The sequence below is a fragment of the Nostoc sp. C117 genome, from assembly GCF_043099735.1.
In the GTDB taxonomy this organism is placed as follows: Bacteria; Cyanobacteriota; Cyanobacteriia; order Cyanobacteriales; family Nostocaceae; genus Nostoc.
In genome coordinates this window covers 6,969,490-6,984,563 of the sequence record NZ_CP170991.1, presented here as the reverse complement: position 1 = coordinate 6,984,563, position 15,074 = coordinate 6,969,490, and the positions used below count along the sequence as shown (strand labels likewise).

Below are 15,074 nucleotides of genomic sequence, written 5' to 3'. Positions count from 1 at the left end.
ATAATAATTGCAGATATTATTTACCTAAACCCTTAGTGTAAGTCAATATTGATTAGTTTATACTTACCGATGAAATAAAAAATACTTAATTTTATCGGTTAACACAGTTGCAGGAAAACAAGACAACCATGCTTGACGCCATTATTATTTTCTCATTTATTCTGGCAGCGTCGGGAATAGGGTTCTATAGCTTAGAACTGCTACCCAATGGCACCTTAGATCAGGTGACAAATATAGAAGCTTTACGCTTAGTTTTTGCCGTCTTTGCTGCCATTATTGGTGGTGCCATCGGCCTGAGTTTCCAGACGACATATCGTCGCTTGGAGGCACAAGTCAAAGAAATGCCTCTAGAAGTAATCTTAACGCGGGCGATCGGCTTAGTGATTGGGCTATTGCTAGCAAACCTGATGCTAGCACCGTTATTTTTGTTACCCATCCCGGCTGATTTTGGCTTTATTAAGCCACTGGTGGCAGTTGTCGGCAGTATAATACTTTCCGTCACTGGCATGAATTTGGCAGACACCCACGGAAGAGGCTTATTACGGTTCATTAATCCCAACACAGTAGAATCGATGGTTGTGGAAGGGACGCTAAAACCCGCCAACACCAAAGTTTTAGACACTAGCTGCATTATCGATGGTCGCATTGAAGCACTACTAGAAACAGGGTTTTTGGAAGGGCAAATTCTCGTACCGCAGTTTGTCTTGCAGGAGCTCCAACAAGTAGCCGATGCTAGCAAAGACCAAAAACGGGTGCGAGGAAGGCGAGGACTAGAAATTCTCAACCGCATCAAGGAAACTTACCACGATCGCATCCTCATTAACCCAGTTGATTACGAAGATATTCCCACAGTAGATGCGAAATTAGTCCGGTTTGCCCAAGAAATTAGCGGGACACTGCTAACCAACGACTACAACTTATCTAAAGTCGCCAGCGTTCAGAAAGTACCTGTTTTGAATGTGAATGATTTGGTGAACGCCGTTCGTCCCAGTTATTTACCTGGCGACAATCTTGATTTGAAAATTCTCAAGGAAGGTAAAGAACCCAGTCAAGGTATTGGCTATCTAGATGACGGCACAATGGTAGTCGTTGAAGAAGGCAGCAGTTATGTGGGTGCTGAAGTGCGGGTGGTAGTCACCAGTGCTTTACAAACTACAGCAGGACGGATGATTTTTGCTAAACCCCAAGCTTCCGCATTGGCGTGAAACAATGGGATTTCCAATTCGAGTTCTATTTAATGTACAGCGTCGGCGCAGCAATCGGTGCAGTTTGACTGCACCGATTATTTGTTAATTAGACTCACCAGACTCACTAACCCTGTTACTCTTGCTATCTGTTTTAATGGCATACCAGTATTATTAAATTACGTTTTTGGAGTTACACAATTTTCTCTCAAAGATTATATATTCGGTTCTTTTGGCATTATCCCCGATACTGTAATGTACGTTTATATTGCTTCTTTAGCTGGGAATCTTGTCATGATTATGATATTTTTCACGCAGAGGCGCAGAGAAAATGAGGAGTTTTAGATTAATTGGATTAATATTGGTAGTAATTGGCTTTGGTTTTTTGTTAAATACAGAGTTTGCTTTAGCACAAGAATCTATTAAGACAAATTCTTTTAATCCCCAAGCAATTTTACGGGATGCGTTGCAGTGGATTGATAGCCTTGGTACAGTAGGAGCGATCGCTTTTATTGCACTTTATATTATCGCTACCGTCGCATTCTTCCCAGGTTCCATCCTTACTTTAGGTTCTGGCGTTATTTTTGGGGTAGTTTGGGGTTCTTTGTACGTCTTTATTGGTGCAACCCTTGGCGCTACAGCGGCTTTTTTGGTTGGACGTTATTTAGCAAGAGACTGGATTGCTCATAAAATTGCAGATAACAAAAAATTTGCCGCAATTGACCAAGCGGTTGGTAGAGAAGGATTAAAAATTGTCCTGTTAACGCGACTTTCGCCAATATTTCCCTTCAATTTATTGAACTATAGCCTTGGGATCACAGGAGTTTCCCTCAAAGATTACTTTATCGGCTCCTTGGGTATGATTCCGGGAACCATTATGTATGTTTACCTTGGTTCCCTTGCGGGTAATCTAGCCATGATTGGTACTGAAACTCAACCCACTAACCCCACCATACAATGGGCAATCCGAATTATCGGTTTTATTGCCACAGTCGCCGTTACAATTTATATCACCCGAATTGCTCGTAAAGCTTTGGAAGAAGAATTATAACATAGCAGAATGATGCTACCCGCTGTAGTCTATTTAACTGCAAATTGCTGTAAATTATTGTTTGCCGAAACGTTTATACAGGAAAACTTCTATACTATCTGTCAATTCACAAACGGACAAAACAATTTAAAGGTTGTATTTCTTGTTAAACAAGCATATAAATTTATCGGGATTTTGGATTTTGAATTTTAAATTGCCTTAAAAGCCAGTTGACTTTAGTATTTTCAATTCTTAAAAGAGGTTTCGCCAATGATAAATTCAGAATTAGAGAGAGTCACGGTTCGCCCAATGGATGAGTATAACCAAAAGTTAGTGTCTTATGTTCATCCTACAAATTGGGTCAATCCTCAACCCGCCGATATTTATGATTTGGTAGTAATTGGTGCTGGGACGGCGGGATTAGTCGTGGCGGCGGGTGCAGCAGGTCTGGATTTGGGTTTAAAAGTAGCGTTAATTGAAAAGCATCTCATGGGTGGAGATTGCTTGAATGTTGGTTGCGTCCCATCTAAAACTGTGATTCGCTCGGCTCGGGTAGTTGGCGAAATCTGGAATGCCAAAAACTTGGGAGTTAATATGCCCCAACATAATATTGATGTTGATTTTCCTACAGTTATGGCCAGGATGCGCCGCATCAGAGCTGATATCAGCCATGTTGACTCAGCAGAACGATTTAAAAGTTTGGGTGTTGATGTGTTCTTAGGTAGCGGTCGATTTGCAAGTAAAAATACCGTGGAAGTTGGCGATAAAACTCTCCGGTTTAAAAAGGCTGTAATTGCAACTGGAGCCAGAGCCGCACAACCCCCGATTCCTGGAATTGAAAAAGCAGGTTATCTTACCAATGAGACAGTTTTTTCCCTGATTCAACGACCAGAACGTTTGGCGGTAATTGGTGGGGGTCCCATTGGTTGCGAATTAGCACAGGCTTTCCGGCGCTTGGGTTCTGAAGTGGTACTTTTCCATAGTGGTTCTCATATCCTAAATAAAGAAGATGCTGAAGCCGCTAAAATTCTCCAAAAGGTTTTGATGAGTGAAGGAATTCGCGTGGTGTTGAATTCCAAATTAGAAGAAGTAGTAACAGTCACCGAAGGTAAACGGCTTTACTTTTCTTCCAATGGCCATCGAGATTCTGTGACAGTAGATGAAATTTTAGTTGGTACAGGGCGATCGCCAAATGTCGAAAATCTAAATTTAGAAGTCGTGGGTGTAGAATATGACAAGCACCAAGGCGTAAAAGTAAATGATTACCTGCAAACAACCAATCCCAAAATCTACGCAGCTGGTGATATCTGCATGAACTGGAAGTTTACCCATGCTGCTGATGCAGCAGCGCGGATTGTAATCAAGAATACTCTATTTTCTCCCTTTGGCATCGGACGTGCCAAACTCAGTAGCCTAGTAATGCCTTGGGTAACTTATACCGACCCGGAAATTGCCCATGTCGGAATGTACGAACACGAAGCGCAGAAGTTAGGTATTGAGGTAACAACTATCGCCATTCCTTTTAATAGTGTAGACCGAGCGATCGCCGATGGTGAAGAATTAGGATTTCTGAAAATTCATCATAAAAAAGGTTCTGATGAAATTATCGGTGCAACCATCGTCGCCAGTCACGCGGGTGAAATGATATCAGAAGTGACTACGGCAATTGTCAATAAAATCGGCTTAAGTAAGTTAAGCAGTGTAATTCATCCTTATCCCACTCAAGCCGAAGCTATTAAAAAAGCCGCTGACGCTTATCGCCGCACACTCTTGACATCAACTACGAAAAAACTGCTGGGATTTGTGACAAAGTTATCTTGAACTGGGCATGGGGCATTGGGCGTTAGGAGTGCTATTAGCGGTAGCAGGGCGTTTAGCCCGTGCTGAGTTAGGAGTTTTATTTATTTCCTTATCTCCCTTGTCTCCCTTGTCTCCCTTGTCTCCCTTGTCTCCCTCATCTCTCCAGTCCCCAGCGATGCACTGAGCTTGTCGTTGGCGCAGCCTCTCGCAGAGCAGTGTCCCTAATCCCCAGTCCTAAACAGGTTTCCAGCTATCAATCTCACCTAATCCCAAGTCTACGTAATACAACTTGCCATCATCTCCTGCTCTAACATCTACAGGTACAGATAAATCCGAAGCAAACCGCGTAGTTGCAGTAACTTTGTTCTGACTGTCTAACGTTAAAGCATCGATAGTTCCCTTACTCGGATTGAAGATAAACAAAGAATTGTTAAAACTACCACCCGTGTAGAAAGTTCCTACACCAACGGAAGTGGAACCGCTTGAATGATCGTAGGCGTAAATCGGTGCTGTAACAGCTGCGCCACTAGCATAAAACTTCTTCGCTGCATCTTGCAGAGCATAAAGTGGTTGTTTTAAGCTGACAAGATTTCCTGCTGAATCTTTACCACCTTCATAGTATGGCCAGCCAAAGTTTTTGCCCGGTCCACCAGTATTGACTTCTTCCCAAGTGTACCAGCCCGTATCGCCGATAAACGGAATATTAGTTCGTTGATCTACGGTGAAGCGGAAGGGGTTACGCAGACCGAAATTATAGACTTTGGAACTATTGCTATTGGGGTCACCAGTGAGGTTGTAAAAAGGATTACTTGCTAAACCTTGACCAGTAATAGCGTCAATGTGCAGGACTTTACCAGACAGATTATTGATATCCTGGGAACGAATTGCTCGGGGGTCTGTGCGGTTGTAGGAAGTAGCATCACCAAAGCTCACAAACAGAGTACCATCGTTACCAAAGCGCACGCTACCAACGGAATGAGTTCCACTATCAGTCGCTAGAAAATCCTGGATGTTTGAGATGTTGTCGGTTTTTACAGCGTCTAAATAATCTTGGGTAGTGGCAAATAACTTTCCAGTGGTTTTGTTTCTAATACCTGATGGTCCAACATTCAATGTATTGTCAGGATTGACTGATGTACTGTCCATTTCTGGGTGACTGATGTTTTCCCAAATGCTATTTTTGCCTAATAGTACAACTTCACTGCCAGCGATCGCAGTTTTGTAGCCGGTTTTGGGGTCAGCTGTGTACCTAACTAGCCGTGCAGCACGGTTACCTTGTTGGTCGGGATTGTCTAACGACTTACCAGGAATATTCTTGGGATTGCTTGGATTAGTTTCTGGTGGATCGTAGGTAAACAACAGGTAAACGTAGTTGTTACCGGTCGGACTCTTACCAAAATCTGGATGTACCGCCATACCTAACAAACCGCGATCGGATACATCATTTACCTCTGAAGAAATATCAACAAATGGGTTTGATTCTAAAACGCCTGTAGCGGTGTTCAACACCTTCACTACCCCATCTTTCTGGGCAATGAACATGAGCTTATTGTCGGCTGACCAATCAAACTCTGTAGGTGTATCTAACCCAGAAACTTCAGTCTTTTTCTGAAATTTACCTGTGTCATTATCAATAATAGTCACACTCGTCTGAGTGATAGGCAGCAACACCCCAACTGCATTACTAAACTTCAAAGTAAACGTTTCATCCGCTTCAGTAACGGTATCATCCTTAATAGCAATAGAAATGGTCTTACTAGTTTGTCCTACTGCAAAGTTTAAGACTCCAGATATAGCTTGATAGTCAGATCCAGCTTTAGCAGTCCCATCCACAGTTGTATAGTTGACACTAGCAGCCCCCGAAGCATTACTCCGTGTAACTGTCACTGTCGCAGTACCATCATTCTCATTAACTACTGGCTGAGTGAAACTTAAACCACTACTATCATTATCTTTAATGGTGATTCCGAGAGTTCTTTGGATTCCTAATGTTGCACCGTCTGGTTGATCGATAGCGAAACTAAAAGTTTCATCTGGTTCCACTAATAAATCGTCAACGATACGAATTGCTACCTGTTTGCTACTTTCTCCTGGTTTAAAGGTGAGCGTCCCGCCAATTTCCTCAGCACCATTCCCGTAGTCAGCCCCTGTTGTTGCAGTACCAGCTAAGGTCGCATACTTGATTGAAGATGTGCCGCTTAGATCGCCAGTCCTTAATACAGTAACTGTCACAGTACCATCACCTTCGTTCACACTGGTGGGAGATGGGTTCAAGGTGATAGTGGTTGCAAGAGCTGGTGAATAAAGTTGTGATTGAGGAATAATCTCCTTGGTCTGAGAGGCGCTTGACCAAGAAAGTCGGGAAACCGCGGTATAAGTATTTTCAAAGTACTCTAGTTTGATATCGTACTTCTGACCTGCAACCAGTGCGATGGAGCCACTGTATTCTGTAGTTGATTGATTGACAAAGCGATCGATGAGCAGTTGATTGTTAACCCACAATCGCACACCATCATCACTACTGGTATAGAAGTTATAATTCTCACTATACTTAGCTTGTACTTGACCTGTCCACCGCGCTGAAAATGTATCTGAATCAATCAGCGGATCTGGAGAACCACTACCCCAGAAAAAGTCCACTTTTGCATCTGTGCGAGTTACTTTCAGGTTGGTCAAGTCGATGTTATCAAAATATTCCGCCTTGAGTCCGTTCCCATTACCAACAGATGGATTAACCTGACTATAAAGTTGTGATTGAGGAATAATTTCCTTGGTCTGAGAGGCGCTTGACCAAGAAAGTCGGGAAACCGCAGTATAAGTATTTTCAAAGTACTCTAGTTTGATATCGTACTTCTGACCTGCAACCAGTGCGATGGAGCCACTGTATTCTGTAGTTGATTGATTGACAAAGCGATCGATGAGCAGTTGATTGTTAACCCACAATCGCACACCATCATCACTACTGGTATAGAAGTTATAATTCTCACTATACTTAGCTTGTACTTGACCTGTCCACCGCGCTGAAAATGTATCTGAATCAATCAGCGGATCTGGAGAACCACTACCCCAGAAAAAGTCCACTTTTGCATCTGTGCGAGTTACTTTTAGGTTGGTCAAGTCGATGTTATCAAAATATTCCGCCTTGAGTCCATTTCCATTACCAACAGGTGGATTAACAGGTGGATTAACCTGACTATAAAGTTGTGATTGAGGAATAATCTCCTTGGTCTGAGAGGCGCTTGACCAAGAAAGTCGGGAAACCGCAGTATAAGTATTTTCAAAGTACTCTAGTTTGATATCGTACTTCTGACCTGCAACCAGTGCGATGGAGCCACTGTATTCTGTAGTTGATTGATTGACAAAGCGATCGATGAGCAGTTGATTGTTAACCCACAATCGCACACCATCATCACTACTGGTATAGAAGTTATAATTCTCACTATACTTAGCTTGTACTTGACCTGTCCACCGCGCTGAAAATGTATCTGAATCAATCAGCGGATCTGGAGAACCACTACCCCAGAAAAAGTCCACTTTTGCATCTGTACGAGTTACTTTTAGGTTGGTCAAGTCGATGTTATCAAAATATTCCGCCTTGAGTCCATTTCCCTGAGAAAGCACGGGGCTATTAGCCCCAGATAATATTTTGGGTTGTGCCTGATCCGCAGCTGCTAAAGAAGATGATGGACTAGCAGCTAGCAAACTTGTAGATGATGTTGTTGAGAGTTGATTAGTAGTTGAATTCTGTAAATCATTCATTGAGATATATGCCTCACAAAAAATTTAAAACTAATAGCATCATTAATGCTTGACGATTAGTTCTATGCTGAATTTGTTGAAGAAAAATGTGTGATGACCCTAATGTAAATATATTGATAAGCTAATCATTAACTGCTTATTAATATATTAATGAATGTATATATTATTTTACTTAATTGCTGATACAAATTTTCTCCCATCATATGTTACTTTGCCCTTCTATGTTTGCTCCTGTACTGCCTTTTTGTATCAACAATTCAAATAAAACTGCATGAACTTACATACCTTCCTATATCTCCACTCAAAGCAGATCAGATATATAGGAAAATATGTATATCAGAAACAATCGAGATTAATTTAAAGATGCATAAGTCATTCTTAAACCTGCTGTAATTCTACAGATTTAAAACATACATGTGTGTCTAAGTTTAGTTGGGTCAATTCTATTTAAAAATTGCAGCCCACCATTTTTCAAAGCGAATAATCTAACTGAATATACAAGCAGATCAAGTTAAGGCGAAGCAACCCTTAATGATAGTAATTATATACGTAAGCAATCAATGTAATGATTCATGTTTCTTGTATTTAGGTGTATTTTTTAGATTAACCAATTACACATTGGACACTAGATGACCGTGTTATGTCTATCTCTTTTGTGCAACTTTGTTTAAATATTCACATTGATATACAGATTTTTAAAGGAATATCAAAGTTTTTATGATTTTTAATTAAAAATTACTAATGTAGAGAATGATCCCATGTTTTTTCTCCGCATGAATACTAATTATATAAATATTCTATAAAGAAAGTTTTTCTATTTAAAGATTTAAAAAAGTATTATGTATCCTTTACTTTATCGTGACTCTTAATTGAGATTTTCGTTACAAGAATTAGCAGAGTATAGATTACTAACCTAAAGTTACTAAATTGAAGGGTTTTACAAAAGCTTGAGCAAATGATTGGCGAGATGATGACGCGTGATGTGGTGTTTATCTACACTCATGAAGACCAAGAAGAAGTTGCCAGATTAATCCAAAGATATCATTTCCTGGCTGTGCCTGTAGTAGATCAAGAACAGCTTTTAGTAAGTATTGTTACTGTAGACTATGTGATTGATATTTTACAATAAGAAACCACCCAGGATATCTACGCCTTGGGTGGTGGTGTGGAGTTCGGGGTTGAAAACTATTTTTAAACAAATTTATTAGAAGTTGCTCGTAAGCGAGTTGTGTGGTTATTAGTCTTACCAATCGCTAATAAGCTGATGCGCGTCTAAAGTATATAAACACTCTTGATGGTCGTTGACTATTAACTGTTGACGGGTTTTCAGTCATCAGTCATCAGGTAAATCTACAACAAATTAAATTTGTAATACCAATTTTTTATGAAGCTGCATATAATTCGATCCCCCCTAGCCCCCCTTCTTAAGGGGGGAACCAGAAAAACATCTATTCAAGTCCCGCTTTTTAAGGGGGATTTAGGGGGATTAAGATATGTGCAACTTCACGTTAAATTGGTATAAGGCTTCAATATCATAGGAACGATTATTTAGCCCCAAAGAGGAATATATCTTAACAAAAGTGGTGACACTGACAGTATGTATCCCATGTAGGTAATTGCAAGGGAGGCGATCGTCGGAGCTTGATTGCGAGAAATGTTAGGTACGATCGCTACTGTCTGAGCTGACTTTTTGCAAGGATGATTACGAAGTAGCGATCGCTCTAAACACCAGTATCAATCGCTATTTCTATTTTAGCTTCTCTCTCTGGTTCAGCACTGCCGTTCCTATTTCGCTACCTCCGTTTAGATCCGGCGTTGATATCTGTAGCATTTATTATCACAGCAGTTGATGTAATCGGTGTTTTAATTTACTTCAATTTGGCGCGAGTAATTTTAAAGTTATGAAAAGGGGTATGGGGGACTTGTACTAAGGTACCCCTACGGGTAAGCTACGCGCAGGGTTTCGTAGAGAAGCCGTTGGCGTAGCCTCTCGTAGAGAAGTATTGGGCATTAGTAAATGACAACGACCAACTTTTACAATTCTGATGCTGTATCTGGAGCAATGATTTCGCCCGTACCCAATTCTAGTATCAAGTCTTGGTCAGTAATCAGTTCACTAAGTTCCTTCACTTGTAAATTCATTTGTTCGCAAGCTTGTCTAAGTTCTCGCGCAAATTTGTTCAGATCTTCACCATAGCCACATTGATAAGCAGCAGTTTCGATTCCTTGTTTAGCATTTGCTCTAGCACAATCTACTAGTTCTGTGCCATGCAGTGGTGTAGGAGAAGCCATAGACGTAGTTATGATTCATTAAGTGTTTGCTGCTAGATAGATTAGCAATGTTTAAATATTAATTCATCTTCCAAATGGAGGAAAATTAGTCATTAGTCCTTTGTCTAAAACTACTAATGACTAATAACTAATGACTAATAACTAATGACTAACTTAGCCATTGACAACATCTCCACCATTGATATGTAACACTTGACCAGAGACATAAGAAGCGTCATCCGAGGCTAAAAATACATAGCTAGGTGCAACTTCTTCTGGTTGTCCGGCTCGTTGCATTGGTACTTGTTTTCCAAATGTTTCAACTTTCTCTTCGGGAAAAGTTGAAGGAATTAAAGGTGTCCAAATGGGACCGGGTGCGACAGCATTAACACGAATTCCCTTTGATACCAAATTTTGTGATAAGGAACGAGTAAACGCAACAATCGCACCTTTTGTTGAGGAATAATCTAGTAGTTGTGCATTACCTTTATAAGCTGTCACCGATGTGGTATTAATGATAGAACTACCTGGATGTAAGTGCTTGAGTGCAGCTTTAGTCATGAAAAACATCGAGAATATATTAGTGCGGAAAGTTCGTTCTAGTTGTTCTTTGCTGATTTCCTCAATACTTTCTTTCGGATGTTGTTCAGCAGCGTTGTTGATGAGAATATCAAGTTTGCCAAACTCACCAACTGTTTGTTGTATAGCCTGCTGACAAAAGGTTTCATCGCCAATGTCGCCTGCTATGGTGACTGCACGACGACCTTGTTTTTCTACCAAATGTTTTGTTTCTTTAGCATCGTCGTGTTCGTTAAGGTAAAGAATCGCCACATCTGCACCTTCTTTGGCAAAGGCGATCGCTACAGCACGACCAATACCACTATCAGCACCCGTAATCAATGCTACTTTATCTTGTAACTTGCCACTACCCCGATACTGGGCATCATCTGCTTTCGGTTTAGGTGTCATTTCTGATTCAACACCTGGAACTTCTTGTTGCTGTGGGGGTTGTAATTTCTGTTCTTTTTTCTCTTTTGATTTAGGCATCGGTTTTATCTTGGTAATTGAATATTAGTTTGCTGGTAAGCGGGGGATTATCTTAGTAATTATTAATTTTTATTCCCTGATTTCAAAAGTAAACCCCAGATTGGAAATTCAATCCAAGGTTGATTTTCGCTACAAATTTAGGATTTTAGACACAGAATAATTGCCAAATCTACTTCTTTATCACATTTTATGTAGATTAAATTATTTAATATACAGTAATTAAGCCGACCACTAAAAAATATAAATAAATCTCATATAACCAGAGATTTTGACTTATTTATCTGTCTTCAATTTAACGACTATATTTCTATAGATTATCGTTCCTGAGACGTAAAACAATTAGAAGTTCACTCAACCTTAAGACATACAATAAATTTAACCCATCCTAGCTATCAAGTTGCTGATAACTATCTATTCTTATTTTGAAAAGTTGCTCTATAAACGGTGAAAATTCGATAACTTAAAATATAAATTTTTACCTTGCCATTCATAAAATACAAAAATATGCATGATGATACTATTTTCGTTAATATGAGTTTAAGCTGGTATTATTAGAGAATCTTCTAGCACTTTTTGTCAAATTTTTCTGCTTTGCTTAAACCAATTTCTCAAGCTACTCAACTTTTTATCAAGAAAATTAATATTATTTAATTTCCTTCAATTGAGTGAGTTGTTAAGGAAGTTACTTGGGATGTAGCAGAACAGTAGAGCAGTTTTTGGAGCGTGACAGGGTAAAAATTATGGGAACACTGGATATTTCTGAGTTAGAGCAGTTTGAAAAGTTTCGTCATCTGCAATTAACCCTGCGCGATCGCTGGAAAACCATCGAACTATTTGATAATAGTGAAGCAGATATTTTAATTGTTCCCTCCCTAAGTCTTGACCAGCGGGAACTCCAAAAAATCGAAGGCTGCGAACATTATGAAGAAAGATTACTATTTTCCTTGATTCGGTTGCGGAATCCGCGTACTAGGCTGATTTATATTACTTCAGTACCACTACATCCCAGTATCATTGATTATTATTTGCAACTTTTGCCAGGAATTCCCTTTTCTCATGCTCGTAATCGGTTGCTGCTACTTTCTACTTACGATTCCTCCCTTAAGCCTCTGAGCCAAAAGATTTTAGAACGTCCCCGTTTGCTAGAGCGAATTCATCAAAGTTTGAGACTTGATAAAGCATTCATGATATGCTATAATTCATCGGATTTTGAAGGCGAATTATCTTTAAAATTGGGTGTACCGCTATATGCTGCCGCACCAGATTTACAGATTTGGGGGACAAAAAGTGGTAGTCGGCAAATTTTTAGCGAAAGTGGAGTACCTCATCCAGATGGTAGCGAAAAAGTTTGGAATCATCGGGATTTAGCAGAAGCTGCTAGTAATTTGTGGGAACGCCAGCCGACATTACAAAAGATAGTCGTGAAACTCAACGAAGGCATTTCTGGAGAAGGGAATGCGCTGGTGGATTTAAGACCGATTGAGAATGTATCACCTGACAAAAGTACTCATACCGAAAGGGTAGCGGCAATTAGCGATCGCTTTTCAACAATGCGCTTTCAAGCAAAACTGGAAACTTGGGAGAATTTTTCGGGAAGAATCACGGAATTAGGGGCAATTGTCGAAGCATTTGTGGAAGGAGAAATAAAGCGATCGCCCAGCGTTCAAGGAAGAATCACACCCACAGGCGAAGTCGAAATCCTCTCAACTCACGACCAAATTCTCGGAGGCCCAGACGGTCAAATTTATCTTGGTTGTCGCTTTCCTGCTGATCAAAGTTATCGATTGCAATTACAGCAAGTGGGGCTACAAGTTGGCAGAAAGCTAGCCGAAAAAGGGGCTTTAGAGCGATTTGGCGTCGATTTTATCACCGTTGACAGGGGTAATGGAGAGTGGGATATTCAGGCGATCGAAATTAACCTGCGTAAAGGCGGCACAACTCATCCATTCATGACCTTGAAATTGTTAACAAATGGACGCTATGACCTTTCCACAGGCTTATTTTACAGCCAGCAAGGTCGTCCAAAATACTACATTGCCACTGACAACCTGCAAAAAGACCGCTATCGGGGATTATTACCTAATGATTTGATGGATATCATCGCTGAACACAGACTGCACTTTGACAGTGGTACTGAAACAGGCACAGTATTTCATCTTATGGGTTGTCTTTCGCAGTTTGGCAAGTTGGGATTAACCAGCATCGGTGATTCTCCGCAACAAGCACAAGATATTTATAACAAAGTCGTCAAAGTTTTGGATGAAGAAACGCGCAGTGAAAATCAAGGTTTCTCGGCGTTTTCAGATTATTCCTTTCCCGTGGCTTGGGATGAATATAGCTAATACCATTTTGGATTTTGGATTTTAAATTTTGGATTGGCGATCGCTTTATTTTGGATTGAGAACCAGGGGGCGATCGCTTTTATGCCCAGTGAACAAAATCTCTCGCGATCGAATAGCAGTAGCGAGATTGTGAGGTTATAAAAAACTTTTCAGCTTTGACAGACTTAGATATCTTAAGATTAGTAAACAGGAATCGTTATTTTTCGTATTAAATTTGTAGCTTACTAAAAACGTGAGGTTATGCCGCAGTTGGGTAATTTATGACACGCCGTCAGTATACTAATCCACCAATAGAAGAGGCAATCTGTGAGTTTCGCTTTGCTCCTGGACAAACATGGAATTTTACAACGCCAGGCTTGTTCTATGAAAAAGTAAGAGATTTATACACAGGTGAGCCACAGCAGCAAAACTTAATAGCGACAGAATTTAAATTTAGGCAGATGCCGCCTGCAAAGCCTGAGATTAAGGTAACGCAAGAGCTGCCCAAGTTTTTCTTCCCTTCCGCCGATGCCACAAAAATAGTAGGTGTAGGGCCGGATGCACTGAGCATCCATAGCCTTCGCCCCTATGAAGGGTGGGACGAATTTAGTCACAGAATTGATCGGGCATTGCAATTTTATTTAGAAGTTGCTAAACCTGTTGGCATAACCCGTATTTCTCTTCGCTACATAAATCGAATAGTTATTTCACCTGATGAGGCAGTTGACCTTAGTGAGTATTTCAATATATATCCTCAGTTTCCAGATAGCCTTCCAAACAACATATCCGGATTTGTGACCCGAACTGAATCAATTTATGAAGATATTCCGATTAGTCTAGTCATAACCTTATCGGATTCCGAACCACCATCTGAACAAGTTGTATTTATACTTGATTTGGACATTTCTCAAACCTGGATAGAAAAACCTTTATCCTTTAAAGAAGTGCTTTCTAATTTACATGAATTAAAGAGTAGAGAAGGGCAAGTATTTGAGAGTTTGATTACGGATCGCACAAGGGAGTTATTCGATGTCAAGTAAAGCCGCCTATTACATAAAAGACGATCGTCGCAATTCAGAGACAACAGCCCTATCTCAGATACGTGGCAAATTAACCCAACTTCCGCTTTCTCAATCAGCAGAAGGCTTACAAAGTGCATCAGATGGGCAAAACTCCAATCTTGTTATTTTTGCGACAGACAGAACATCAACCGTGGGGAGTTGGAAATATCGGTCTAAGATAGCTGCTTCTTCAGTTCAAAGGATCAAGGCTATCTCTGAGCAATCTGATAATTATGCAGTCCTGGAGCTTTCAAACTGGAGCTATTCACCAGCTCACAAAACTCACAGAAGAATTGCTGAACTAGGATCTGACAATGAAACTTATAAATACACCATAGAATGGTTGAAGCAACTACGCGCGGTTGTTGCTGCTAACCAAATGTGGTGGGGTGAACCACTGGTAAATCTGAGCTTTGACTCAGAAATAGTTCTTGAATGGTGGCACGAAACCAAAAAGTTAACTGTTTATATTCTGGGAAATACCGCAGAATACATCAAAGTTTGGGGGACTGACATTGACAATGAAATGGAAGACGGCACGGCTTCATCACCTGCTGAACTTACGGCTCTTTGGAAATGGCTAGTTTCATAGAGGTTTGCA

General features: G+C 40.4%; 10 protein-coding genes and 2 pseudogenes. 9 read left to right on the top strand and 3 right to left on the bottom strand.

Features of this window, described 5'->3' with window-relative positions; genetic code table 11:
• The first annotated feature begins 128 nt into the window (after positions 1 to 128).
• The 4 genes and pseudogenes from ACFG4S_RS29905 to ACFG4S_RS29890 all read left to right on the top strand — a co-directional run bounded on the left by ACFG4S_RS29905 (position 129) and on the right by ACFG4S_RS29890 (position 4,035).
• Positions 129 to 1,205 carry a PIN/TRAM domain-containing protein gene (locus tag ACFG4S_RS29905; protein ID WP_392532516.1) on the top strand — a complete coding sequence of 359 codons (1,077 nt, stop codon included), beginning with the start codon at positions 129 to 131 and terminating at the stop codon, positions 1,203 to 1,205.
• Between the two features lie 150 nt (positions 1,206 to 1,355).
• Positions 1,356 to 1,484, top strand: a pseudogene (locus tag ACFG4S_RS29900) (TVP38/TMEM64 family protein); the annotation flags it as partial.
• Between the two features lie 31 nt (positions 1,485 to 1,515).
• A complete protein-coding gene (locus ACFG4S_RS29895; protein WP_392532515.1) occupies positions 1,516 to 2,235 on the top strand; it encodes a TVP38/TMEM64 family protein in 720 nt (239 codons plus the stop codon).
• Between the two features lie 249 nt (positions 2,236 to 2,484).
• Positions 2,485 to 4,035, top strand: coding sequence for a mercuric reductase (locus ACFG4S_RS29890; RefSeq protein WP_392532514.1), 1,551 nt, complete (start codon positions 2,485 to 2,487; stop codon positions 4,033 to 4,035).
• Between the two features lie 213 nt (positions 4,036 to 4,248).
• Here the strand turns inward: ACFG4S_RS29890 and ACFG4S_RS29885 are convergent, their stop codons facing one another.
• Positions 4,249 to 7,773, bottom strand: a complete 3,525-nt coding sequence (locus ACFG4S_RS29885; protein ID WP_392532513.1) for a PA14 domain-containing protein — start codon at positions 7,771 to 7,773, stop codon at positions 4,249 to 4,251.
• Positions 7,774 to 8,722: 949 nt separating this feature from the next.
• On the opposite strand from ACFG4S_RS29885, the pseudogene ACFG4S_RS29880 reads away from it, so the two are divergent.
• A pseudogene (locus ACFG4S_RS29880) lies at positions 8,723 to 9,031 on the top strand (CBS domain-containing protein); the annotation flags it as partial.
• A gap of 479 nt (positions 9,032 to 9,510) precedes the next feature.
• Positions 9,511 to 9,678 carry a magnesium transporter gene (locus ACFG4S_RS29875; RefSeq protein ID WP_392536110.1) on the top strand — a complete coding sequence of 56 codons (168 nt, stop codon included), beginning with the start codon at positions 9,511 to 9,513 and terminating at the stop codon, positions 9,676 to 9,678.
• Between the two features lie 129 nt (positions 9,679 to 9,807).
• Here the strand turns inward: ACFG4S_RS29875 and ACFG4S_RS29870 are convergent, their stop codons facing one another.
• Both ACFG4S_RS29870 and ACFG4S_RS29865 read right to left on the bottom strand, forming a co-directional pair.
• Complete coding sequence (locus ACFG4S_RS29870) at positions 9,808 to 10,065, bottom strand: hypothetical protein (protein ID WP_392532512.1); 258 nt, start codon at positions 10,063 to 10,065, stop codon at positions 9,808 to 9,810.
• Between the two features lie 153 nt (positions 10,066 to 10,218).
• On the bottom strand, positions 10,219 to 11,091 hold the full coding sequence (locus ACFG4S_RS29865) for an SDR family oxidoreductase (RefSeq protein WP_392532511.1): 873 nt from the start codon (positions 11,089 to 11,091) through the stop codon (positions 10,219 to 10,221).
• A 740-nt stretch (positions 11,092 to 11,831) separates the two neighbouring features.
• Between ACFG4S_RS29865 and ACFG4S_RS29860 the strand changes: the two genes are divergently transcribed.
• The 3 genes from ACFG4S_RS29860 to ACFG4S_RS29850 all read left to right on the top strand — a co-directional run bounded on the left by ACFG4S_RS29860 (position 11,832) and on the right by ACFG4S_RS29850 (position 15,065).
• Positions 11,832 to 13,433 carry a peptide ligase PGM1-related protein gene (locus tag ACFG4S_RS29860; protein WP_392532510.1) on the top strand — a complete coding sequence of 534 codons (1,602 nt, stop codon included), beginning with the start codon at positions 11,832 to 11,834 and terminating at the stop codon, positions 13,431 to 13,433.
• A 260-nt stretch (positions 13,434 to 13,693) separates the two neighbouring features.
• Complete coding sequence (locus ACFG4S_RS29855; RefSeq protein WP_392532509.1) at positions 13,694 to 14,452, top strand: TIGR04255 family protein; 759 nt, start codon at positions 13,694 to 13,696, stop codon at positions 14,450 to 14,452.
• On the top strand, positions 14,442 to 15,065 hold the full coding sequence (locus tag ACFG4S_RS29850) for a hypothetical protein (protein ID WP_392532508.1): 624 nt from the start codon (positions 14,442 to 14,444) through the stop codon (positions 15,063 to 15,065). The genes ACFG4S_RS29855 and ACFG4S_RS29850 overlap by 11 nt, the downstream gene beginning before the upstream one ends.
• Positions 15,066 to 15,074: the final 9 nt, after the last annotated feature.